Consider the following 21999-nt stretch of genomic DNA (forward strand, 5'->3'; position numbering starts at 1 on the left):
TCCTGGCATAGGCCAAGGGATCGTCACGGAAAAACACCCTCTTCGGCGTGACTTTTGTGACCTTTCGAAGGGACGTTCGTGGACCAGTTGCTTGTCGTTGCCATTCTCGCGCTTGCCGCCGGCCTGCTGATCGGTTGGCTGCTGGCGGCCCGTCGCAGCGGCCGGCTCGCCGCCGATCTGGCGGTCGCGCAGAGCAGGGTCGCCGACGCTGAGCTCGTCGCCCGGACGCGTGACGCGGTGGAGCGCGAACGCAACGACGCGATGCGCGAACTCGCCGGTTTGCGTGCCCAGGTCGACGATCGCATCGCCACCGCCGATTCGCTGCGTACCGAACTTCTCGCCGTCCGCAGCGACCGCGACGCGGCACGCGCCGACCTTGCCGCCGCCGGCGCGCAGGTCGAGGCCGCGGAGGTCCGGCTGATCGACCTCCGCGCCCAGATCGATCAGAGCCTCGCCGCGGCCGACCTGCTCCGCCGCGAACTGGCGACGATCCGCGCCGATCGCGATGCCGCCCGCGCCGATCTTGCCGCGATGCAGGCACAGAGCGAGGCATTCGAAGCCCGCCTCGCCGACATGCGCGAGGCGAAGGAGCTGATGGCGAGGCAGTTCAACGATCTCGCCAACAAGGCGCTGACCGACGCCCAAAAGGCGTTCCTTGACCGCGCCGAGGCCCGTTTCCGCCAGTCCGAAGAACTCGCCGGCAGCAACCTCAAGTCGCTGCTCCAGCCGGTCAACGACCGCCTGGCGCGCTATGAAGAGGGCGTCGCCAAGGTCGAGGCCGAGCGCCGCGACGCCTTCGGCGACCTCAAGGGCCAGATCGAGCAGATGCGTCTCGGTCAGGAACGCGTCTCGGGCGAAGCTGCCAAGCTCGTCAACGCGCTTCGCAACGCGCCCAAGGCCCGCGGTCGCTGGGGCGAACAGCAGCTCCGCAACGTGCTCGAAACCTGCGGCCTTGCCGAGCATACCGATTTCGCGATGGAGGTCAGCGTCGCGGACGGGGAGGGCGGCCGTCTGCGCCCCGACGCGATCGTGCGCGTACCCGGCGGCAAGTCGCTCATCATCGACGCCAAGGTGTCGCTCAACGCCTATCAGGACGCGTTCGGCGCGGTCGACGAGAACGAGCGCCATATCGGCCTCACCGCCCATGCCGCCTCGATGCGCGCGCATATCAATGGCCTCAGCGCCAAGGCCTATTGGTCGCAGTTCGACGATACGCCCGAATATGTCGTGATGTTCGTCCCCGGCGAACACTTCCTCTCCGCAGCGCTCGAGCATGATGCAGGCCTGTGGGACTATGCCTTCGACAAGAAGGTCCTGCTCGCCACCCCCACCAACCTCATCGCCATCGCCCGCACCGTCGCTGCGGTCTGGCGTCAGGAAAAGCTCGCCAGCGAAGCCCGGGCGATCGGCGCGCTGGGCAAGGAGCTGTACGACCGTCTCGCCAAGGCCGGCGAGGATCTGCGCAAGGTCGGCAGCGGCCTCACCACCGCAGTGAACAATTACAACAGCTTCGTGTCGAGCTTTGAGAGCCGTGCTCTGGTGTCCGCACGCAAGTTCCGCGACCTCAACATCGAACCCGGCGCGCGCGAGATCGGCGTTGCGGAACCGGTCGAGGCTTTGGCGCGCTATGGAGACGACGTACTGCGCCTTCCCGACGCAGCCGAATGAGGAACCCGCGATGAAGGGCATGCACGCCGGCGATATCGTGATGGATCAGGACGGCCGCATCGCCGGCATGGTCGCGGGCGATGTCGTCATCCGTGCCGGCTGTGACGTCCGCATCAGCGGCATGGTCGCGGGCGACATCTATGTCGAAGAGGGTGCCCGCGCCCGGATCAGTGGCATGGTATCCGGCCGTGTCTTCAACGACGGCGGCGCGGTGCGCGTCAGTGGCATGATCGGCGGATAAATGGCTTGCTCTACCCTGCGGCCTTTCTGCGGGCGGCGTAGGTAAAGCAATCGGAACAATCAGCCCCGATCGTTTTGGCCAAGGTGTTCATATTGCTGCAAAAATGGGCAATCACCGGCTCTGCTGAGCCAGCACCTCATAGGCCATTACCGCCGTCGCAACCGCGGCGTTCAGGCTGTCCGCCTTGCCCAGCATGGGGATCTTGACCAGCAGGTCACACGCCGCGGCATAGTCCGCCGGCATCCCCTGCGCCTCATTGCCCGTCAGCAGGAACGTCGGCGCTGCATAATGTGCGCCGCGATAGTCGTGGGTGGTGTCGAGGCTCAGTCCCACCAGCTGTCCCGGCCCCTGCCGCAGCCACCCGAGGAACTCCTCCCAACCGCTCCGCACCACCGGCACGGTGAACAGCGCCCCCATGCTCGCGCGGACGGCCTCGACCGAGAAGGGATCGACGCATTCGCCGATCAGAATCAGCCCGCCGGCCCCCACCGCATCGGCGGTGCGCAGGATGGTGCCCAGGTTGCCCGGATCGCGCAGCCGCTCGGCGACCAGCCAGATGCCCGCACTGTTGCGGTCGAGGTCGGCCAGCGTACGATCGAACTCATCGAACACCCCGACGACGGCCTGCGGGTTATCCTTGCCCGACAGCTTGGATAGGATGTCGGGCGTCGTCTGGATCGACTCGCCGCCCGCCATCTCGACGTCGATCGACAGGGCATGGACCAGCGGATGGTCGGCATTGGCCGCCGCGTAGAACAGGATGCGGGGCAGGCGGCCCGTCTCGCGCGCTTCGGTCAGGATGCGCAGGCCCTCGGCCATGAACTGCCGCGCGCCGCGCCGGTGCTTCTTGTCGCGCAGCTCGCGGGCATATTTGACCAGCGGGTTGGAAAAGGCGGTAATCTCTCGGGGCATGGCGTGTCGGGCCTTCGCGCCAGCCGCAGGCTGACGCAAGGCAAAAGCGACACGCCCGGCCGGCGCGGCCGACAGCCGCGTCCGACGACGCGGCTTTGCCGCGGCGCTGCCCTAGACGGAACGCCACCCGAAATGCGGTGGCCGCCCCGCTCAGTCTTCGCCGAACTTCGCCTCGACCAGCTCGCACAAGGCGCTCACCGCCGCCTCGGCCCCGTCGCCCGCCGCGCTGATCGTGATCGAATCGCCCTTGGCGGCGCCCAGCATCATCAGCCCCATGATCGACGTGCCGGTGACGGCGCCATCGTCCTTGCGCACCTGCACCTCGACCGGCTGGCTGGAGGCGAGGGTCACGAACTTGGCGCTCGCCCGCGCGTGCAGTCCGCGCTTGTTGGTGATCAGGACGGTGCGCTCGATGCCGGCGCTCATGCCGCCGCCTCGCCCAGCACCTCGGATGCGACCGAGATATATTTGCGTCCCGCCTCGCGCGCCGCCGCCACCGCTTCGACGACTTTCATCGATTTGCGCGCCGACCCCAGTCGGATCAGCATCGGCAGATTCATCCCCGCAATCACCTCGACATGCCCGCGCGTCATCAGCGAGATGGCGAGGTTGGAGGGGGTTCCGCCGAACAGGTCGGTCAATACGATCACGCCGCGCCCCGTATCGACTGCCGCGATCGCCGCAGCGATATCCGCGCGGCGCTCTTCCATGTCGTCGTCGGGACCAATCGAGATGGTGGCGATCCGCTCCTGCGGCCCCACGACATGCACCATGGCGGTCACGAACTCTTCGGCGAGCCGTCCGTGCGTCACCAGAACCAGGCCAATCATATCGGTTACGTTACTCATTTGCTGGCCGGCGGCCCCTCGAGCGAGTCCTGCGGTGCGGCCCCCAGGTCGCGATGCGTGATGGTGGGCGAAAAACCCGCGTCGCGCAACCGTCGAGCGAGATGTTCCGCGACATGCACCGAACGGTGCCGCCCGCCAGTGCAGCCGATCGCCACGCTGACATAGGCTTTCCCCTCAGCGCGATAGCGCGGGATCAGAAGTTCGAGCAGGCTGCCGATCTGCTCCATCGCGGCGGGATAGGCGGGGTCTGCCGCAACATAAGCGGAAACGTCGGCGTCCAGACCGGTGCCCGGACGCAGCACGGGGTCCCAGTGCGGATTGCGCAGGAAGCGCATGTCGAATACCAGATCGGCGTTGCGCGGGATGCCGCGGGCGAAACCGAACGACTGGATCGACAGCACCGGCGCGTCGCTGCCCGACACCGCGAAGGTCGACCGCACCTTTTGCGCAAGCATGTTGGCGCTGAGGTCGGTGGTGTCGATCAGCCGATTCGCCCATTCGCGCAGCGGCGCCAGCAGCTCGCGCTCACGAGCGATGCCGTCGCTCGCCGGCCGGTCCGGTGCCAGCGGATGGCGCCGTCGCGTCTCCGAATAGCGTCGCTCGAGCTCGGAGCCCGCGCAATCGAGGAACAGCATGCCGACATCGAGCCCATGGCCTTCGCGCAGCGCGCGGATGCGCTCGATAATCCGTTTCGGGTCGAAGTCGCGCGTCCGCGCACCGATACCCAACGCCAGCGGCTGCGAGCCATCCGCGGAGCCCTGCGCCAGCGGCGCTTCCAGCAGGCGGTCCAGCAGGGCGAGCGGCAGATTGTCGACCACCTCCCACCCCAGGTCTTCCAGCGTCTTCAGCACGGTCGACTTGCCCGCACCCGACAGGCCGGTGACGAGCAGAATGTCCTTGGTCATCAATACGTCCCTGCAATGCGGGCGGAGGGGAGGGGGCGTGTCACGCCGGCGTCGCGCCGGGTTGGCGGACCGCCCATTCGATCTTCAGCGGGGTCGAGGCGTGATGTGCGTCGAAGGAAAGCTCGCGGACGGCGATCCCCGCGAGCAGCCGCTGTCGCCGCTCGGGCATGCGATCGGGCTCGCCGCCCAGGTGCACGATCAGCGCGACCGGCAGGTCATTGACCTGTGGCAGGCTGACGATGCCGAGGCCCCGGACCTCGATCCGGCCACGGATCGTGTCCGGCGCCCGCGCGAGCAGGGCGGTTCCCTGCCGCACCACCAAAGTGCGATCGTCGCTGACCAGCACGGCGCCGCGATCGATCAGGCGCAGCGCCAGATCGGACTTGCCAATGCCGGACACGCCCTGGATCAGCACGACATGCCCATCGATCGCGACACTGGTCGCGTGCAGCATTTCTGACGAAAGGATGGTCATGATGCTCAGTCCGCCGCAGATGGCGCGCCGGCGATCGGCAGGCGCACGACGAAACGCGCGCCCGCCAGCCGGTCTTCGCGCGATTCGACGATGATGCTGCCCTGATGCGCCTCGACGATGGTTCGCGCAATGGCGAGGCCCAGGCCGCTATGCTGGCCGAACGCCTCGCTCTCCGGCCGGATCGACTGGAAGCGGCGGAAGATCGCCTCGCGCGCTTCTTCGGGCACGCCGGGGCCTTCGTCCTCGACGCGGACGACGATGTCTTCGTCGCCTCGTGCCGCGGCGATGGCGACGAGACCACCGTCGGGCGAGAAGGATAACGCGTTCTCGATCAGATTTTCGAACACCCGCTCCAACCGCGCGCCCTCACCGAGCACGACCAGCGGCTGGCCATCATCGTCGACCCGCAACCGGATGTGTCGCTCCACGACGCGCTCGATGCGCTGGGCGACGAGCGCATGGATCATTGCGGCGACATCGATCGGCTCGAAATGCGCGCGGCTGAGCTGCGCATCGAGGCGCGATGCCTCGGAAATGTCGGTGATCAGTCGATCGAGCCGGTGCACGTCGTCGCGCACGATGCCGAGCAGGCGGGCTTGCAATTCGGGGTCCTTCACCCGCCCCAGCCCTTCGACAGCCGACCGCAGCGAGGCGAGGGGGTTCTTCATTTCATGCGTCACGTCGGCCGCAAACGCCTCCGTCGCATCGATCCGCGCGCGGAGTGCGAGGCTCATGTCGGACAGGGCGCGAGCGAGGCTGCCGATCTCGTCGCGGCGCGAGGGCAGGCGCGGCACCACGACCTCGCGCGCGCGTCCCAGCCGCACCCGCACCGCCGCCCGCGCCAGCCGACGCAAGGGCCGCACGATCGTGCGTGCCAGAAACAGCGAGAGCAGCACCGAAACGAGCGTTACGACGAGCAGCACGATGCTCAGCCGGAACCGTTCGATCCGCACCGTCTGCGTGATGTCGCGCGCATTGATCGTACTCATGACCACGCGTCTGCCGGGCAGCGGCGCCGCGACGGTGATGACCGGGGTGCGATCGGGCGCGCGCCAGATGCTGCCCGAGACCTTGCTCTGCGCTGCCGCGACGGAAACGTCCGGCCATTCGCGCCCGTCTCCGCGCTCGCGGTACAAGGGTGGGCGGACCGCGCCGACGATCGTATCGATCGCCGCGTCGAGGAAACGGGCGACGCTCTGGTTCCACGCCTGCTTGTCCGGGTCGAGCAGCACGGCGTTGCGGACGCCGAGGTCGCGACTGTCGGCGATCGTCCGCCCGCCACCATCGAAGATACGCAGCCGCGCCCCCGTGTCTCGCGCCAGTCGCGTGATCAGATCGTCCCGCTGTTCCGGCCCCACCATCGCCAGCGATTCGGCGATCAGCCGGCCTTCGCGGACATATTGCGCCACCCGCGCATCGAGCAGCCGGCTGCGGTACGAATCGAGGTAGAAGAACCCGCCCGCCAGCAACAGCAACGCGAAGATGTTGACCGCCAGGATGCGGCGGGTGAGCGAGATCTGGCCCGACCAGCGGAGCGCAAGGTCGCTCGCCTCGCGTCGCCGGTCGCTGCCTTCACTCTTCGGAGAAGCGGTAGCCGGCGCCATACAGCGTCTCGATGGCGTCGAATTCGGGATCGACCTGCCGGAACTTGCGGCGCAGCCGCTTGATGTGGCTGTCGATCGTCCGATCGTCGACGTAGATGTCGTCCTGATAGGCGGCATCCATCAGCTGGTTGCGCGTCTTCACGATCCCGGGGCGCTGCGCGAGCGTTTCGAGGATCAGGAATTCGGTGACGGTCAGCGTGACCGGCGCATCGTCCCAGGTGGTGCGATGCCGCGCCGGGTCCATTGACAGGCGCCCGCGGATGAGCGGGGCCGCCGCCGTCGGGTCGCCCTCCTCGGCGGGGCTCGCCACCGCCTCGGTCCGGCGCAGGATCGCGCGGATGCGCGCGATCAGCAGCCGCTGACTGAAGGGCTTGGCGATATAATCGTCCGCGCCCATCGCCAGGCCGAGCGCCTCGTCGAGCTCGTCGTCCTTGCTGGTCAGGAAGATGACCGGAATCTGGCTCTTCTCGCGCAATCGCCGAAGCAGCTCGAGGCCATCCATCCGCGGCATCTTGATGTCGAAGATGGCAAGGTCGGGCGGGTTGTCGGTGAGGGCCTTCAGCGCCGTCTCGCCATCCGAATAGACGCGGGTCAGGAACCCCTCCGTCTGCAGCGCGATGGACACGGACGTCAGGATATTGCGGTCGTCGTCGACCAGCGCGATCGTCGCGGTCATGCTCGGGGGCGCCTTCGATCCATATGGTGTGGCCTAGGGCAAAGCGCGCCGCGGCTCAACACCTGCCCCTGCGGCAAGTGTTTGACGTGTTAAACGCCGTGTCCTATATGATGGGACATCAGCGGCGTGCGCACAGCCCCTCCCCAGGATGTGCAGGCCGTGGCGAGTCATGGGAGGATGATTGTGAACGAGCGCATTCCGCACGCGGGTCTTGCCGCACAGGGTATCGAGACGCGCGCCGACCTGCATTGGAACCTGGTGACGGCGCGGCTGGTCGAGGCCGCCGTCGCGCGCGGCGAAGGTAAGCTCAGCGCCGACGGACCCCTGGTGGTCGAAACCGGCGCTCACACCGGCCGGTCCGCGCAGGACAAGTTCATCGTTCGCGATGCCGAAACCGACGGCACCGTCTGGTGGGGCAAGTCGAACAAGGCGATGACGCCGGAGCATTTCGCCGCGCTGAAGGCGGACTTCCTGACCGCGCTGGGCAGCAAGGAACATCTGTTCGTCCAGGATCTGTACGGCGGATCGCAGCCCGAAAACCGCGTCCGCGTGCGCGTCATCAACGAACTCGCCTGGCACAATCTGTTCATCCGCACGATGCTGGTCCGCCCCGAAGAGCATGAGCTGCGCGACTTCCAGCCGGAATACACGATTATCGACCTGCCGACCTTTCGCGCCGACCCCGCCCGTCACGGCACGCGCAGCGAGACGGTGATCGCGGTCAACTTCACCGAAAAGCTGATCCTGATCGGTGGCACGCGCTACGCCGGCGAGATGAAGAAGAGCGTATTCGGCCTGCTCAACTATCTGCTGCCGACGACCGGCGTCATGCCGATGCACTGCTCGGCCAATATGGGCGCGGATGGTTCGACTGCGGTGTTCTTCGGCCTGTCGGGCACCGGCAAGACGACGCTGAGCGCCGATGCCAGCCGCACGCTGATCGGCGACGACGAACACGGCTGGTCCGACACGGCGGTCTTCAATTTCGAAGGCGGCTGCTATGCCAAGATGATCCGCCTGTCGGCCGATGCCGAGCCGGAAATCTTCGCGACCACCAAGCGGTTCGGCACGGTGCTGGAAAACGTGGTGATGGACCCCGTCACGCGCCAACTCGACCTCGACGACAACAGCCTCGCCGAAAACAGCCGCGGCGCCTATCCGATCGACTTCATCCCCAATGCCTCCGAAGAGAATATGGGGGGGGTGCCCAAGAACATCGTGATGCTGACGGCGGATGCCTATGGCGTGCTGCCGCCGATCGCGAAGCTGACGCCGGATCAGGCGATGTACCACTTCCTGTCGGGCTACACCGCCCGCGTGGCGGGGACCGAGATCGGCGTGACCGAGCCGGATGCGACCTTCTCGACCTGCTTCGGCGCCCCGTTCATGCCGCGTCACCCGTCGGTCTACGGCAATCTGCTCAAGGAGCGCATCGCCAAGGGCGGCGTCGACTGCTGGCTGGTCAACACCGGCTGGACCGGCGGCAAGTACGGCGTTGGTAACCGCATGCCCATCAAGGCGACGCGGGCACTGCTCAACGCGGCGCTCGACGGCAGCCTGAAGGACGCGGAGTTCCGCACTGATCCCAATTTCGGCTTCCAGGTGCCGGTTGCGGTGCCGGGCGTCGATGCCGCCATCCTCGATCCGCGCAGCACCTGGGCGGATAAGGACGCCTATGACGCGACCGCCGCGCGTCTAGTCGACCTGTTCGTCGAGAATTTCGCGCAATTCGCCGACCATGTCGACGAGGGCGTTCGTCAGTCCGCGCCGCAGGTGAAGGCGACCGAAGCCGCCTGACGCGCATCGCGCCGCGGGTCCGGAGGGGCTCGCTGCGCTGTCATGCGATCATCGCAGGACTTTCCCCAGCGCGTCACAATCAGCGCGCATGGCGCCGCTCGACGCACAGCCGAGGGGTGGGCAGATGACGGGTAACACGCAGAAGGCGGTGGCCGCAGCGATGCAGCGGCATGGCCATCTTTCCAAACAGGGCCTGCTGGAGCGCGCCTTCACCTGGGCGTTTCGCGGCCTCGTCTATGCGCAGATCTGGGAAGACCCGGTCGTCGATATGGCAGCGCTGGCGATCACGCCGGACTGCCACGTCGTCACCATCGCGTCCGGCGGCTGCAACGCGCTGTCGTATCTGACCGCCAATCCGGCGGCGATCACCGCGGTCGATCTCAACACCGCGCATATCGCGCTCGGCACGCTGAAGCTCGCCGCAGCCCGGCACCTGCCGGATCACGCGAGCTTCCTGCGCTTCTTCGGCCACGCCGCCAGCCGTGACAATCTCGACGCCTATCAGCGCTATATCCGCCCGCATATCGATGAGCCGACGCGCCGCTATTGGGAAGGCCGCGACCTGATCGGCCGACGCCGCATCGGCGGCTTCGCGCACGGCGTTCACAAGCGCGGTCTGCTGGGCCGGTTCATCGGCGCCGCGCATCTGCTCGCCAAGCTCAACGGCGTCGATCCGCGCCTGCTGCTCGATGCGCGATCGATCGAGGAACAGCGCGCGATCTTCGATCACAAATTCGCGCCCGTCTTCGATCGGCGCTTCGTCAAATGGTTGACCGACCAGCCGGCCTCGCTGTTCGGCCTTGGCATTCCCCCCGCGCAGTTCGATGCGCTGGCCGGCGAGGCACGTATGGCCGGCGTCCTGCGCCAGCGCCTGGAAAAGCTCGCCTGTGGCTTCGACCTCAAGGACAATTATTTCGCCTGGCAGGCCTTCGGCCGTCGGTATGGCGAAGGCCCCGCCGCGCCGCTGCCGCCCTATCTGCAAGCCGAGCATTATGACGCCATCGTCGACCGCGTCGGCCGCATCACGCTCGCCCATGCCAATCTGACCGAGCATCTCGCGAGCATGCCCGATGCCTCGCGCGATCGCTACATCCTGCTTGACGCGCAGGACTGGATGACGGACGCGCAACTGTCCGCGCTGTGGACGCAGATCACCCGGACGGCGCGCCCCGGCGCGCGCATCCTGTTCCGCACCGCCGGGGAGGCGGACATCATCCCCGGCCGCATCCCCGACTCCGTCCTGTCGCGCTGGTCGTATCAGGCCGAGGCGTCGAAAGCCTTCACCGCGCAGGATCGGTCCGCGATCTACGGCGGCGTCCATCTCTACATTTTGCAGGATGCGTGAGGTGGATCATGCCGCGCGGATGGACCGCATCTACGCGGGCCAGCGCCACATCTACGATCTGACGCGCAAATATTATCTATTCGGGCGCGATCGGATGATCGATCGTCTGGACCTTCAGCCGGGTGCGACCGTGCTGGAGGTCGGCTGCGGGACGGGACGCAATCTGATCCGGGCGGCGCGGGCGTGGCCGGATGCGCGTTTCTACGGTCTCGATATCTCGGCCGCGATGCTGACCACGGCGCGGGCCAAGGTTGCGGCGGCGGGTCTGTCCGGTCGGATCACGCTGGCGCAGGCCGATGCCGCTGACTTCGATCCCGTCGCGCTGTTCGGCCTCGCGCGCTTCGACCGCGTCGTCTTCAGCTATACGCTGTCGATGATCCCGCCCTGGCGCGCCGCGTTGCAGCAAGGGTTGGCGGTCACAGCAGCGAACGGGCGGCTTGCGGTGATGGACTTCGGCACGCAGGGCGGCTGGCCCGCGTGGTGGCGCACGGCGTTCCTTGCTTGGCTGGGCCATTTCGACGTGACGCCGCGCGCCGATCTGGCGGAGGAGGTCGCGAGCCTCGCCACGCTAGCCAACCGACAGGCCGATACGCGGGCGTTATGGGGCGGTTACGCCTGCGAAGCGACGATCGCCTGAGTCGTTGTCAGCGGCGTTCGACCAGACCCGTGGCGGGCAGGGGCCCTTCGCCCAGCTGGAAGAAGCGTTCGACGATATCACGCGCGAGCCGTGCGGGCCGCAGCGTTTCCGCATCGAGGCAGCACCAGCTCGATTTCACCTCGGCGACCACCTCTTCACCGCGGCGGATGACGGTGTCGTAGAAGGCGCGTGCGCCCTGGACCTTTTCCAGCAAGACCGTCGCGATCACGTCGTCGCCCAGGAACGTCGGCTTGCGATAGGTGATCTCATGCTTCAGCGCGACCCACAGGTGGGCGGCGACCGCATCGGCGGGGGCGAGCTTCTGCCAATGGCTGACGACGGCGTCCTGCACCCACTTCAGATAGCTTGCGTTATTGACGTGCCCCATGAAGTCGATGTCGGCCGGATCGATCGGAACCGGAAATTGATGCGGAATGCTCTGCGTCACGCCTGTCGATATAGCAGTTCGCGCGCGATCTGACAGGGCCGATCGGGATGGATGCGACGAATGGCGCGGTGAACGTCGGTCAGTCGCCCGCCTGTTCGACGGTAACCATGCCGCCGTCGACCGCAACGATGCGGACACGGTCCCCCACTGCCGCATGCGGTCCTCTCGCCGGCCAGCTGCCATCGCCGATCCGCACCCGGCCACCGGCCTCGCCGATCGCTACGTCGACCAGTACGATCTCGCCGATCAGGCGCGCCGCCCGGTCATTCAACTTGGGGTCGCTGCTCGACACGGGAAAGTCCCGATACCAGCGCCGACCGACCAGCACGGCGATGACGCTCCAGACGGCGAAGGCCGCGATCTGGGCTGGCAGCGGCAGATCCGGCACCACCAGCACGACCGCGCCGACGACCGCTGCGGCCGCCGCCAGAAAGATCGCGAACACGCCGGGGATCAGCAGTTCCGCAATGCCCAGCGCCAGCGCGGCGATGAGCCACGCGCCGCCGGCCCCGCCGATCGTGTCGAGCGTCACGCCTGCGGCAATTCGAACGGCCCGCGCTTTGGTTCGGGCTTGGCCGTGGTGGGGGCAGGGGATTTCGCCAGCGCATCCTTCGCCAGCTCTCCAATGCCGCCCAGCGTGCCGATCAGCTGCGTCGCTTCCACCGGGAACAGGATCGTCTTGGCGTTGGGACTGGTCGCAAACTTCCCGACCGCCTCGACATATTTCTGCGCGACGAAATAGTTGATCGCCTGCGTCCCGCCTTGCTCGATCGCCTCCGACACGACGCGCGTCGCTTTCGCCTCGGCCTCTGCGGCGCGTTCGCGCGCTTCGGAGTCGCGATAAGCCGACTCGCGCCGTCCCTCCGCCTCCAGGATCCGCGCCTGCTTCTGGCCTTCTGCCCGCAAAATCTCCGATGCGCGCGCGCCCTCGGCCTCCAGGATGTTGGCGCGCTTCTCGCGTTCGGCCTTCATCTGCCGGCCCATGGCGGCGACGATATCGGCCGGCGGGCGGATGTCCTTGATCTCGACGCGGGTGATCTTGACCCCCCAGGGCACCGTCGCATGATCGACCACCGACAGCAGTCGCGCGTTGATCTCGTCGCGTTTCGACAGCGTTTCGTCGAGGTCCATCGACCCCATCACGGTGCGCAGGTTGGTCGTCGTCAGCTGCAGCAGCGCGGTATAGAGGTTCGATACTTCATATGCCGCCTTGGCCGCGTCGAGCACCTGGAAGAAGACGACGCCATCGGTCGAGATGATCGCATTGTCCTTGGTGATGATCTCCTGACCCGGAATGTCGATCACCTGCTCCATCATATTCATCTTGCGCCCGACCCGATAGAAGAAGGCGGGGTAGAAGTTGAAGCCCGGGCTCGCCGTGGTCGTGTAACGCCCGAAATGTTCGATCGTATATTGATAGCCTTGGCGGACGATCTTGATACTGGTCATCAGGTAGAACAGCACCAGGACGAGGGCGAAGGCGGCGATCGTAATGGCCATCGGTGTCGTATCCCCTTGCCGCGCGAATCTGCCCCGCGCTGTGGTGCGACGATAGCACAGTCCGTCGGCCATGCACGGCCCTCTAGCGCTTCTGCTGCACTGCGGTTACATGGCCCGCCACTTACTCCCCTCCCGCGAGGACATGGCACCTTGGATATCCGGCTCGGTCTCACCTTCGACGACGTATTGCTCGTACCGGGCGAGTCGGACATCCTGCCGAGCACCGCGGATACGCGCACGCAGCTGACGCGCGGCATCGCGCTCAACATCCCGATCCTCTCGTCCGCCATGGATACCGTGACGGAGGCCGACATGGCGATCGTCATGGCGCAGTTGGGCGGGATCGGCGTGCTCCACCGCAATCTGTCGATCGAGGAACAGGTCGCTGCGGTGCGGCAGGTCAAGCGCTTCGAATCGGGCATGGTGGTCAACCCGATCACCATCGCCCCCACCGCGACGCTCGCCGAAGCGCAGGCGCTGATGGCGCATCATCGGATCAGCGGCATCCCGGTCGTCGAGCGCGACGGCAAGCTCGTCGGCATCCTGACGAACCGCGACGTGCGCTTCGCGGGCAATCCGAAGCAGCCCGTCGCCGAATTGATGACGCATGAGAATCTCGCCACCGTCACCACCGACGTCGGGCAGGAAGAGGCGCGCCGCCTGCTGCATCAGCGCCGGATCGAGAAGCTGCTGGTCGTCGACGATGCCTATCGGTGCGTCGGCCTGATCACGGTGAAGGACATCGAAAAGGCGGTCACCTATCCCTCGGCGACGAAGGATGCCGCGGGTCGCCTGCGCGTCGCCTCCGCGACGACGGTCGGCGACAAGGGCTTCGAGCGGACCGAGGCGCTGGTCGACGCCGAATGCGATCTGATCGTCATCGACACCGCGCACGGCCACAATCGCGACGTCGCGCGCGCGGTCGAGCGGGTGAAGAAGCTCAGCAATTCGGTGCAGGTCGTCGCCGGCAACGTCGCGACCGGCGAAGCGACGCGCGCGCTGATCGACGCGGGGGCGGACGGGATCAAGGTCGGCATCGGCCCGGGTTCGATCTGCACCACGCGCGTCGTCGCTGGCGTGGGGGTGCCGCAGCTGACCGCCGTCATGGACTGCGCCGAGGCGGCGGCAAAGGCTGGCGTGCCGGTCATCGCCGATGGTGGCCTGCGCACCTCGGGCGACCTCGCCAAGGCGCTTGCTGCGGGCGCCTCGACCTGCATGGTCGGCTCCTTGCTCGCGGGCACCGAGGAAGCGCCGGGCGAGACCTTCCTCTACCAGGGCCGCGCCTATAAATCGTATCGCGGCATGGGCTCGGTCGGCGCGATGGGCCGCGGCTCGGCCGATCGCTATTTCCAGGGCGATATCAAGGACCAGATGAAGCTGGTGCCAGAGGGCATCGAGGGGCAGGTCGCCTACAAGGGTCCGGCGAAGGACGTGATCCACCAGCTGGTCGGCGGCATCAAGGCAGCGATGGGCTATACCGGTTCGGCGACGATCCCCGATCTCCAGACGCGTGCCCAATTCGTCCAGATCACCGGCGCGGGCCTGAAGGAAAGCCACGTCCACGACGTGACGATCACGCGCGAAGCGCCCAATTATCCGACCCGCTAAGTGACGCCCGCCGCCCGCACCCAGGCTGCGATCGAGTTGCTCGATGCGGTGATCGACGCCGCGCGCAGCGGCGGCGCGGCGGCAGACACGTTGATCGCGCGCTATTTCGCGACGCGCCGCTATGCGGGATCGAAGGATCGCCGCGCGGTGCGCGACCTCGTCTATGCCGCGATTCGGCGGGCAGGGGACGTGCCGGCATCCGGCCGCGCCGCCATGCTGTCGGTCGCGGCAAGCGACGCCGCGGTCGCCGCGACCTTCGACGGCTCCGCGCACGGTCCGGCCCCGATCGGCGCGGACGAACCGGTGGCGGCCAGCGGTGTCATGCCCTCGTGGCTCGCGGCAGCCTTGTCGGCCTCCGGCGTCTCACCCGATCAGCAGGCCGCCCTCATCGACCGGGCGCCCCTGGACGTGCGCGTCAATCGCCAGTTCGCCGATCCGGCATCGATCGCTCAGGCCTTGGGTGGCGAACCGATCCCCGGCGTGCCCGATGCGCTTCGCCTGCCGACCGGCACCAACGTCGATGCCTATGCGGGCCAGATCGAGGTCCAGGATGCCGGCAGCCAGATCGTCAGCCTCGCCGCCCGTGCGCGGCCCGGCGAGCGCATTGCCGATCTGTGCGCCGGCGGTGGTGGCAAAACGCTGGCGCTCGCCGCAGCGATGCGGAACGAGGGCCACATCCTCGCCACCGATATCGACCGGGCGCGGTTGTCCCGTCTGGCGCCGCGGGCCGAAAAGGCTGGCGTGACGATCGTCGAAACCCGCCTGCTCGATCCGAAGCGCGAGGCGGCGGCGCTGACCGACTGGGCGGAGACGGCCGACACGGTGCTGATCGATGCCCCCTGTTCGGGCACCGGAACCTGGCGCCGCAACCCCGAGGCGCGGTGGCGGCTCACCGCCGACCGGCTTGCGCGTTTCGCCGAGCAACAGCGTCATGTGCTGGATGTCGGGGCGGCGCTCGTCCGACCCGGCGGGGCATTGGTCTATGTCGTCTGCTCGCTGCTCGATGCCGAAGGCGCCGGGCAGGTGGAGGCGTTCCTTGCCGATCATCCCGACTGGCGCGCCGAACCACTCGATCTGCCGGCAGGCAGCCCGCGCGGTGCCGGTCTGCGGCTCGATCCGGCAAGCCATGGCACCGACGGATTTTTTGTCGCGCGGCTGATCCGCGCCTGCTAGTCCTCGGGGCGTGCCCCCCGTGGAGACCTTCATGCGCGTTACGTCCGTCGCCCTTGCCGCTGCGCTGACCCTCGTCTGCGTGTCCACCTCGCTCAGCGGCCAGCGTCCCGACGACCAGATCGACGCGCGGTCGTTGCAATTGCTGAGCGAAGGACGTTCCGCCAAAGCTGCCGGCAATCTCGATCAGGCGACGGACCTGCTCGAAACCGCCCTCGCGGTCGATCCGCGCAACCGTCAGGCGTTTATCACGCTGGCGCAGGTCGCCGAAACGCGTGGGCTACCCGGCAAGGCGATCCGCCTGTATCGCGAGGCGCTGACGCTCGAGCCCAACGATGTCGCCGCATTGCGCGGGCAGGGCGAGGCGCTGGTGATGAAGGGCGCCGTCGCGGTGGCGAAGGGCAACCTCGCCAAGATCCGCACGCTCTGCAAGGGCGCCTGCCCGGAGGCCAACGAACTCGCCGCCGTGATCGCCAAGGGCCCGCCGGTGACGACGGCACAGAACGACGCGAAGCCGGCGACCGCCAAGCCCTAAGCGCCGGCGCCGACCTCCCGCGCGAGGGCGACGAACTCCGCGACGCTCACCGTTTCCGCCCGCCGGGTGGCGTCCATACCAAGCCGCTCGAGCGCGGCGAGCGCGCCCGGCACGCCCTTCAGGCTTTGGCGCAACATCTTGCGCCGCTGGCCGAAGGCCGCAGCCGTCACCCGCTCCAGCACGCGCACATCAACGCCGTCCGGCGCTTCGCCCGGCACGATATGCACCACGGCCGACATCACCTTGGGCGGCGGGGTGAAGGCCGAGCGATGCACCGGCATCGCGATCCGCGCGGTCGAGCGCCACTGGCTCAGCACCGCGAGCCGGCCATAGGCATCGTCCCCGGCGTCGGCGACGATCCGGTCCGCCACCTCCTTCTGGAACATCAGCGTGCAGGATTGCCACCACGGCTGCCAGTCACTGGTCAACCAGCCGACCAGCAGCGCGGTGCCAACGTTATAGGGGAGGTTCGAGACGATATGCGGCCGCCCCGCGAACAGCGTCGGCGCGTCGATTTCCAGCGCGTCGCCCTCGATGACGTGCAGCTTGCCCGGATAGGCTTCACCGAGTTCGGCCAGCGCTGGGATACAGCGCCGGTCGCGCTCGATCGCGGTCACCTGCGCCCCCGCCGCCAGCAGCGTCCGCGTCAGACCACCGGGACCGGGGCCAACCTCCAGCACCTCGGCGCCTGCAAGAGGGCCCGGCACCGCCGCGATGCGGGCGAGCAACTGCCCATCGAACAGGAAATTCTGCCCCAGCGCCTTGCTGGCGCTCAAACCGTGCCGGGCGATGACGTCGCGCAAGGGGGGCAGGGTCGGCGCAGGCGCACCGGTCGCCGGGGCATCGCTCATGCCCGAGCGCGCCGGTCCGCCGCCTGCCCCGCCATCGCGATCGCCGCGATCATCGCACCGGGATGCGCCCGGTCGCTGCCCGCCAGATTGAACGCGGTGCCATGATCGGGCGAGGTCCGCACGATCGGCAGGCCCAGCGTCATGTTGACGCCCTCGTCGAAATGGAGCGTCTTGATCGGCACCAGCGCCTGATCGTGATAGCAGCACAAAGCCGCATCATAATGTTTGCGTGCGCGGGCATGGAACAGCGTGTCGGCCGCGAACGGCCCGGTGGCGTCGATGCCCTCGGCGCGGAGCTGCGCGATCGCAGGCTCCAGAATGTCGATCTCCTCGCGTCCGATCGTCCCGCTCTCGCCCGCATGCGGATTGACGCCGGCAAAGGCCAGGCGCGGCGCGGCAATGCCGAAGTCGCGCCGCAGGGCGGTCGCGGTCGTCCGTGCCTTCGTCACGAGCAGATCCACCGATAGCAGCGACGGCACCGCCGCCAGCGGCACATGCGCGGTCAGCGGCACGACGCGCAGCGACGGCCCCGCCAGCATCATCACCGCATCCTCGGCGGCCACGCCGCAGCGTTCGGCGACGAATTCCGTCTGCCCCGGCTGGTTGAAGCCGATGCCGTAGAGTTGCGCCTTGGAGACCGGTCCCGTGACCAACGCCTTCGCTGCGCCACGCTGTGCGAGCGCGATCGCGCATTCCAGCGCGCTCAGCGCGGCCCGCGCGCCGGAAATCGTGGCCGTGCCCGGCACCACGTCTCCAGCGGGCTCGACCGCCAAAACCGGAAGCGCCCGATCGAACACGACGGGCGCCTCGGCGATGTCGTCGATCACTTCGATCGGGCCATCCCACACACGCGCGACGGCGCCGGCATCGCCGACCATCGCAAAGGGCGGCAGGCTGCGCAGCGTGCGCACCACCCAGCTCTTGGCGATGATCTCCGGGCCGACCCCCGCGGGGTCGCCCATCGCAATCGCCAGCGCCGCCCCGCCCGTCATATCAACGATACTCGATGACCGCGTCACGACGCAGGTCGCGCAGCTTGCTCTGCGCGCGCAGGTTGACGCGCTGCTGCTCCAGCTGACCCTGGATCTGGGCAGCGCCCGGCACCACAGAGGCCTGCGGATCGTCACGACCGCACAGCACCAACGCGCGCACGCCTTCGGTCGGCGAACCGAACGGTGGGGTCGCCTGACCGACCTGCATCTTCAGCAGAATTTCCTGAAGTGGCGCGGGCAGGTCGCGGATGCGGATCGAATCGTTATCGACCACTTCGGCGCCGATGCCGGCAGCAATCTTTTCCACGGTGCCGCAGCCCTGGATCGATTGCACCGTCTTGGCGAAGGTCGCGGCGCGTGCCGAGGCCTGCGCCTGCGTCGTGCCCGCCGGGAAGGCGACGGTCAGCTGCTTCAGGCTCAGCTTCGCATCGCGCGGATCGGCCGCACCGATCGTCCGCTTGTCGGTGAGGTACAGGATCGAAAAGCCGCCCGGCGTTTCGATCGGGCCGGCGATCTGGCCGACCTGCATCTGCTGCGTCGCCTCTGCGAGCGGCTGCGGCAGCGTGACGAGGCGGATCCAGCCGAGATCGCCACCGACGCCGCGCGTCGAGGCTTCGGAATAGTTGCGCGCGAACAGTTCGAAGGGCTGCTGCGCCTTCTGGATTTCGCCGATGATCTGCTTGGCCTTGGCGAACACCTGCGCGCGATTCGCGTCATTGGCGCTCAGGTAGATTTCCTTGAGGTTATATTCCTCGGTGCCGCGCGATGCCTCGATCCGCTTCTGGATCGCCGACACCTCTTCGTCGCCGACGTTGACGAACGGCTCGATCTTGCGGCGCAGGTAACGGCTCCAGGCCAATTCGCCCTCGATCGCACGACGCAGCGAGCGTTCCGACGAGCCCGCCTTGCGCAACGCGACGCGCAGCTGCGGCACGGTCATGTTGAACCGCTTGGCAAGGCCCGCCTCGCTCTGGTCGAGCTCGGCCTGTGTCACGGTGATTTCGGCGCTCTTCGCCTCCTGGATTTCCAGCGTCTCGTCGATCAGCTGGCGCAGGATCTGGAGCTTGAACTCGTCGATCTGGTCGGGCGGGGGCGTGCGGCCGCCATTGTTGAAGACGGTGAGCGCCAGGCGCTGGTCGACGTCGGTGCCGGTGATGACCGTGTCGTTGACGATCGCGGTCGGCTTGCGGATGTTGGGGTCGAGCTTGCCGAAAATCTGCAGGTTCGCGGGGATGTTCAGGTTCGTGTCGGGCACCTGCTGATCGGCGACCGTCTGCGCGATCGCGCCGGTGCTGAAAGCGGCCAGCGCGGTCCAGCCGAGCAGGCGCACGGCCTTGCCGCGGAGATTGCGTCGAATGTTGTGCGTCACGTCGTTCCGTTACCCCAAAAAGCGCGGGCGCGCCGCAGCACGGCCTTGCGGCCCGTCTTGCCCCGTCGCAGCTGAACTTCGGCTTAGCGGCCGAGGTTGGTCAATGCCAGCGTCAACAGGAAGCTGTTGCCCGAGCGGGCGTCGCCCGTATCCTGATAATCGCGGCGCCACGTTGCCCCCAGCCGGATGCAATCGTCCTCGTACTGCACACCGATACGGTGGCGGATCGGATCGAATCCGTCGGACAGCGACAACGGGTCTTCGTTGCGGTCGGTCAGATCGATGACGGTCGACCCGAACGCCGACCAGAAGCGTGCGAACTGGACGCGGCCGGCAAGGCGCAATTCCTCGCGATCCTGCAAATCCTCGATCTCGGGGAAGATATTGCGGTTGAGCCGCAGATAGCCCGCCATGACATAGGTGGAGCGCGATCCGATCGTCGCATCCACTTCGTTGCGGCGCACGGCCAGCCCGTCCTTGTCGAGGCGGTAACGATGCGTGATCGACACGAAATCGCGGATGCGCAGCGTCGTCCGGCCGACGATGTCGGAAAAGCGATCCGACAGGCCCGTGCCGCTCGGCAGGATGGTCGGCCGTTCCGACAGGCGATAGCTCTGGCCGATCACCGCATCCAGCGTCGCGCCGGGCAGCGCGACGGACCATTCCGCGCCATAGGTCGCGCGGCTGCTGTCCTCGAACCGGTCGTACCCGGCAAAGCGATTGAGCGCGAACAGGTTCGAATCCTCGAGGTCGACGGCCCGCGCATCCTCGTTCGGCACGGCGAGGTTCGCGATCCGCGGCGCACCGACGATCTGCACCCGTGGCGTCAGGCGCTGCGTGCCGCCCAGGAAGCTACCGACGAACGGCCACTTCACATCCACCGCCACCGCACCGATCGCGCGCGTCTGGAACCCCTCCAGCCCACGATAGCTGGCGACGCTGGTCAGCTGCGTATCATGCGTGTTGTACGCGTCGAGACGGGCATAGCCGGTCAGCGTCACTTCCTGGCCCCAATTGGTCAGGCGACGAAGGTCCCACTGGCCCGCGACGAACGCGCGCTGCGTATCCTGCCCGGCGGTGCGGGTGAGGGCGAGCGTGTTGGCCTGAAGCTGAAAGCGCCCGCCGGCCAGGTCCATCCGCTTGCGGAAATCGAGCTCGGGCAGCGCGATCGGCTGCGTCCCCTGCGGATCGTTGACGCGCATCGACTGCACGTACCAGCCGGTCAGCGCGAAATAGGTATTGGGGTCGATCCGCTCCAGCGACGCCGTCGTGCGCAGCCGGTCGTCGCGCGAGATGTTGTAGCGGCGCAGGAACGTGCGGTCGCTCGCCAGGCGCACCGATCCGCTGACGCTCCAATAGGGCGACAGCTGATAGCGGGCGACGCCATCGATATAGCCGCGCAAGGCGCGCTCGGTATCGGTCGGAGTGATCGTGACCAGATCGTCGCTGCGCCGGCTTTCGGTGCCATAGGCCGTGATGCGGAAGGCGCCGTTGGTGCCGAGCGCCTCATATTGCGCCTCCATCATCGGCAAGACGGCCGAGAAGACGTGCGGCGTCAGCGTCAGCCCCTTGTTGGGCGCGAGCCGGAAATAATAGGGCGCGACCAGTTCGAGGCCGTTGACCCGGTCGAGCTGGAAATCGGGCGCCAGCAGGCCGCTTTCCGCCTTGCCGCCGATCGGCAGGGAGAAGGCGGGCAGGGGAAGCGCGGGTAGGCCGAACAGATGGAATTGGCCGCCGCCGAAATACACGCGCTCGCGATCCGGGCGATAGGTGATGCGGATCGCCGTGATCTTCCACGACGGCTCCTTGGGGCAGCCTTGCGGATTGGTCACAGTGCAGGGCGTATAGGCGGCCTTGTCGAGCTGGAGCGTGCCGTCGGCGTAGCGCTGCCCGCGCTCGGCCGCCATGCGCCCGCCCTGTTCCAGCACGACGAGCATATTCTCGACGACGCCGTCCTTCATCGAATCGGTCAGCTCGATCGAATCGCCGTAGGCAACGTCACCTTCCGGGTTGGTGACCGCGATATTGCCGGTGGCGACGACACGCCCGGTCTTCCGGTTCCACACCACCTTGTCGGCGCGCAGGCGATCGCCCTGCCGGAACATCCGCACGTCGGTCAGTGCGGTGACGATGTCGGTGTTCGTATCATATTCCAGGCTGCCGGCGCTGAACTGCACCTGCTCGGCATCGTTGGGCTTGGCCGCAGGCGCAGACAGAGCCGGATCGCTGGAGGACGGCGGCGCGACGGGGCGGCTCTGCAGGTCCTGCGCATGCGCCGATCCGGCGAACAGGGTCGCGGCGAGCGCACAGCCGGCCAGTAGGTCGAAACGCAACACGATGATCCCGGCACCCTTTTCCGTACACCACGGCCTCGCCCTGATCGACGCCGCACGTCTGCCGCCTATCGCACCCCTGATG

Annotated in this window: 22 protein-coding genes; 8 read left to right on the top strand and 14 right to left on the bottom strand. The window is 67.5% G+C overall.

The genetic code is table 11. The features are described 5' to 3' along the window. The first annotated feature begins 78 nt into the window (after positions 1 to 78). Positions 79 to 1668 (top strand): DNA recombination protein RmuC, encoded by a 1590-nt coding sequence (locus GGR47_RS12085; protein WP_147036823.1) that lies wholly within the window; start codon positions 79 to 81, stop codon positions 1666 to 1668. 10 nt (positions 1669 to 1678) lie between these two features. Continuing rightward, a complete protein-coding gene (locus GGR47_RS12090; protein ID WP_147036824.1) occupies positions 1679 to 1909 on the top strand; it encodes a hypothetical protein in 231 nt (76 codons plus the stop codon). A 111-nt stretch (positions 1910 to 2020) separates the two neighbouring features. Here the strand turns inward: GGR47_RS12090 and GGR47_RS12095 are convergent, their stop codons facing one another. The 7 genes from GGR47_RS12095 to GGR47_RS12125 form a co-directional block, all read right to left on the bottom strand. Further along, positions 2021 to 2821 (bottom strand): TrmH family RNA methyltransferase, encoded by an 801-nt coding sequence (locus GGR47_RS12095; protein WP_147036825.1) that lies wholly within the window; start codon positions 2819 to 2821, stop codon positions 2021 to 2023. A 150-nt stretch (positions 2822 to 2971) separates the two neighbouring features. Further along, positions 2972 to 3247: an HPr family phosphocarrier protein gene (locus GGR47_RS12100; RefSeq protein ID WP_017978864.1), complete on the bottom strand. Its 276-nt coding sequence runs from the start codon at positions 3245 to 3247 to the stop codon at positions 2972 to 2974. Further along, entirely contained in the window at positions 3244 to 3651 is a 408-nt protein-coding gene (locus GGR47_RS12105) for a PTS sugar transporter subunit IIA (RefSeq protein WP_017978863.1), read from the bottom strand. Before GGR47_RS12105 ends, GGR47_RS12100 begins: the two co-directional genes overlap by 4 nt. Before the next feature lie 14 nt (positions 3652 to 3665). Then, on the bottom strand, positions 3666 to 4574 hold the full coding sequence (rapZ, locus tag GGR47_RS12110; protein ID WP_147036826.1) for an RNase adapter RapZ: 909 nt from the start codon (positions 4572 to 4574) through the stop codon (positions 3666 to 3668). Between the two features lie 40 nt (positions 4575 to 4614). Further along, the gene (locus GGR47_RS12115; protein WP_147036827.1) at positions 4615 to 5049 is read right to left on the bottom strand and encodes an HPr kinase/phosphorylase; all 435 of its coding nucleotides are present in this window, start codon (positions 5047 to 5049) and stop codon (positions 4615 to 4617) included. Positions 5050 to 5054: 5 nt separating this feature from the next. Continuing rightward, the gene (locus GGR47_RS12120) at positions 5055 to 6653 is read right to left on the bottom strand and encodes a sensor histidine kinase (RefSeq protein ID WP_147036828.1); all 1599 of its coding nucleotides are present in this window, start codon (positions 6651 to 6653) and stop codon (positions 5055 to 5057) included. Beyond that, on the bottom strand, positions 6622 to 7329 hold the full coding sequence (locus tag GGR47_RS12125; protein ID WP_183949548.1) for a response regulator transcription factor: 708 nt from the start codon (positions 7327 to 7329) through the stop codon (positions 6622 to 6624). The genes GGR47_RS12120 and GGR47_RS12125 overlap by 32 nt, the downstream gene beginning before the upstream one ends. A 177-nt stretch (positions 7330 to 7506) precedes the next feature. Between GGR47_RS12125 and GGR47_RS12130 the strand changes: the two genes are divergently transcribed. From GGR47_RS12130 to GGR47_RS12140, 3 genes are all read left to right on the top strand, one after another. After that, entirely contained in the window at positions 7507 to 9126 is a 1620-nt protein-coding gene (locus GGR47_RS12130) for a phosphoenolpyruvate carboxykinase (RefSeq protein WP_221204753.1), read from the top strand. 124 nt (positions 9127 to 9250) lie between these two features. Further along, positions 9251 to 10471 (top strand): BtaA family protein, encoded by a 1221-nt coding sequence (locus GGR47_RS12135; RefSeq protein WP_147035923.1) that lies wholly within the window; start codon positions 9251 to 9253, stop codon positions 10469 to 10471. After that, the gene (locus GGR47_RS12140) at positions 10464 to 11108 is read left to right on the top strand and encodes a class I SAM-dependent methyltransferase (RefSeq protein ID WP_147035922.1); all 645 of its coding nucleotides are present in this window, start codon (positions 10464 to 10466) and stop codon (positions 11106 to 11108) included. Before GGR47_RS12135 ends, GGR47_RS12140 begins: the two co-directional genes overlap by 8 nt. Before the next feature lie 7 nt (positions 11109 to 11115). Here the strand turns inward: GGR47_RS12140 and GGR47_RS12145 are convergent, their stop codons facing one another. From GGR47_RS12145 to GGR47_RS12155, 3 genes are all read right to left on the bottom strand, one after another. Continuing rightward, a complete protein-coding gene (locus tag GGR47_RS12145) occupies positions 11116 to 11556 on the bottom strand; it encodes an acyl-CoA thioesterase (RefSeq protein WP_017978855.1) in 441 nt (146 codons plus the stop codon). Between the two features lie 79 nt (positions 11557 to 11635). After that, a complete protein-coding gene (locus tag GGR47_RS12150; protein WP_147035921.1) occupies positions 11636 to 12088 on the bottom strand; it encodes an NfeD family protein in 453 nt (150 codons plus the stop codon). Then, a complete protein-coding gene (locus tag GGR47_RS12155) occupies positions 12085 to 13056 on the bottom strand; it encodes an SPFH domain-containing protein (RefSeq protein WP_147035920.1) in 972 nt (323 codons plus the stop codon). Before GGR47_RS12155 ends, GGR47_RS12150 begins: the two co-directional genes overlap by 4 nt. 150 nt (positions 13057 to 13206) lie before the next feature. Here GGR47_RS12155 and guaB point away from each other — a divergent pair, with 150 nt between their 5' ends. The 3 genes from guaB to GGR47_RS12170 are packed head-to-tail and all read left to right on the top strand — an operon-like array spanning position 13207 to position 16369. Continuing rightward, positions 13207 to 14664 carry an IMP dehydrogenase gene (guaB, locus tag GGR47_RS12160; protein ID WP_017978852.1) on the top strand — a complete coding sequence of 486 codons (1458 nt, stop codon included), beginning with the start codon at positions 13207 to 13209 and terminating at the stop codon, positions 14662 to 14664. Further along, positions 14665 to 15837 (top strand): RsmB/NOP family class I SAM-dependent RNA methyltransferase, encoded by a 1173-nt coding sequence (locus GGR47_RS12165; protein WP_147035919.1) that lies wholly within the window; start codon positions 14665 to 14667, stop codon positions 15835 to 15837. A gap of 31 nt (positions 15838 to 15868) precedes the next feature. Then, positions 15869 to 16369, top strand: a complete 501-nt coding sequence (locus GGR47_RS12170; RefSeq protein ID WP_020486501.1) for a tetratricopeptide repeat protein — start codon at positions 15869 to 15871, stop codon at positions 16367 to 16369. Here GGR47_RS12170 and rsmA read toward each other — a convergent pair. The 4 genes from rsmA to GGR47_RS12190 form a co-directional block, all read right to left on the bottom strand. Continuing rightward, a complete protein-coding gene (gene rsmA / locus GGR47_RS12175) occupies positions 16366 to 17220 on the bottom strand; it encodes a 16S rRNA (adenine(1518)-N(6)/adenine(1519)-N(6))-dimethyltransferase RsmA (protein ID WP_147035918.1) in 855 nt (284 codons plus the stop codon). The two genes, GGR47_RS12170 and rsmA, sit on opposite strands and share 4 nt — an antisense overlap. Continuing rightward, complete coding sequence (gene pdxA, locus GGR47_RS12180; protein WP_017978848.1) at positions 17217 to 18212, bottom strand: 4-hydroxythreonine-4-phosphate dehydrogenase PdxA; 996 nt, start codon at positions 18210 to 18212, stop codon at positions 17217 to 17219. The genes rsmA and pdxA overlap by 4 nt, the downstream gene beginning before the upstream one ends. A gap of 1 nt (position 18213) precedes the next feature. Beyond that, on the bottom strand, positions 18214 to 19581 hold the full coding sequence (locus GGR47_RS12185) for a peptidylprolyl isomerase (protein WP_063689291.1): 1368 nt from the start codon (positions 19579 to 19581) through the stop codon (positions 18214 to 18216). An 83-nt stretch (positions 19582 to 19664) separates the two neighbouring features. Next, entirely contained in the window at positions 19665 to 21917 is a 2253-nt protein-coding gene (locus GGR47_RS12190) for an LPS-assembly protein LptD (RefSeq protein ID WP_147035917.1), read from the bottom strand. Between the last annotated feature and the right edge of the window lie 82 nt (positions 21918 to 21999).

This window comes from Sphingomonas aquatilis, from assembly GCF_014196115.1.
GTDB classification, from domain to species: Bacteria; Pseudomonadota; Alphaproteobacteria; order Sphingomonadales; family Sphingomonadaceae; genus Sphingomonas; species Sphingomonas aquatilis.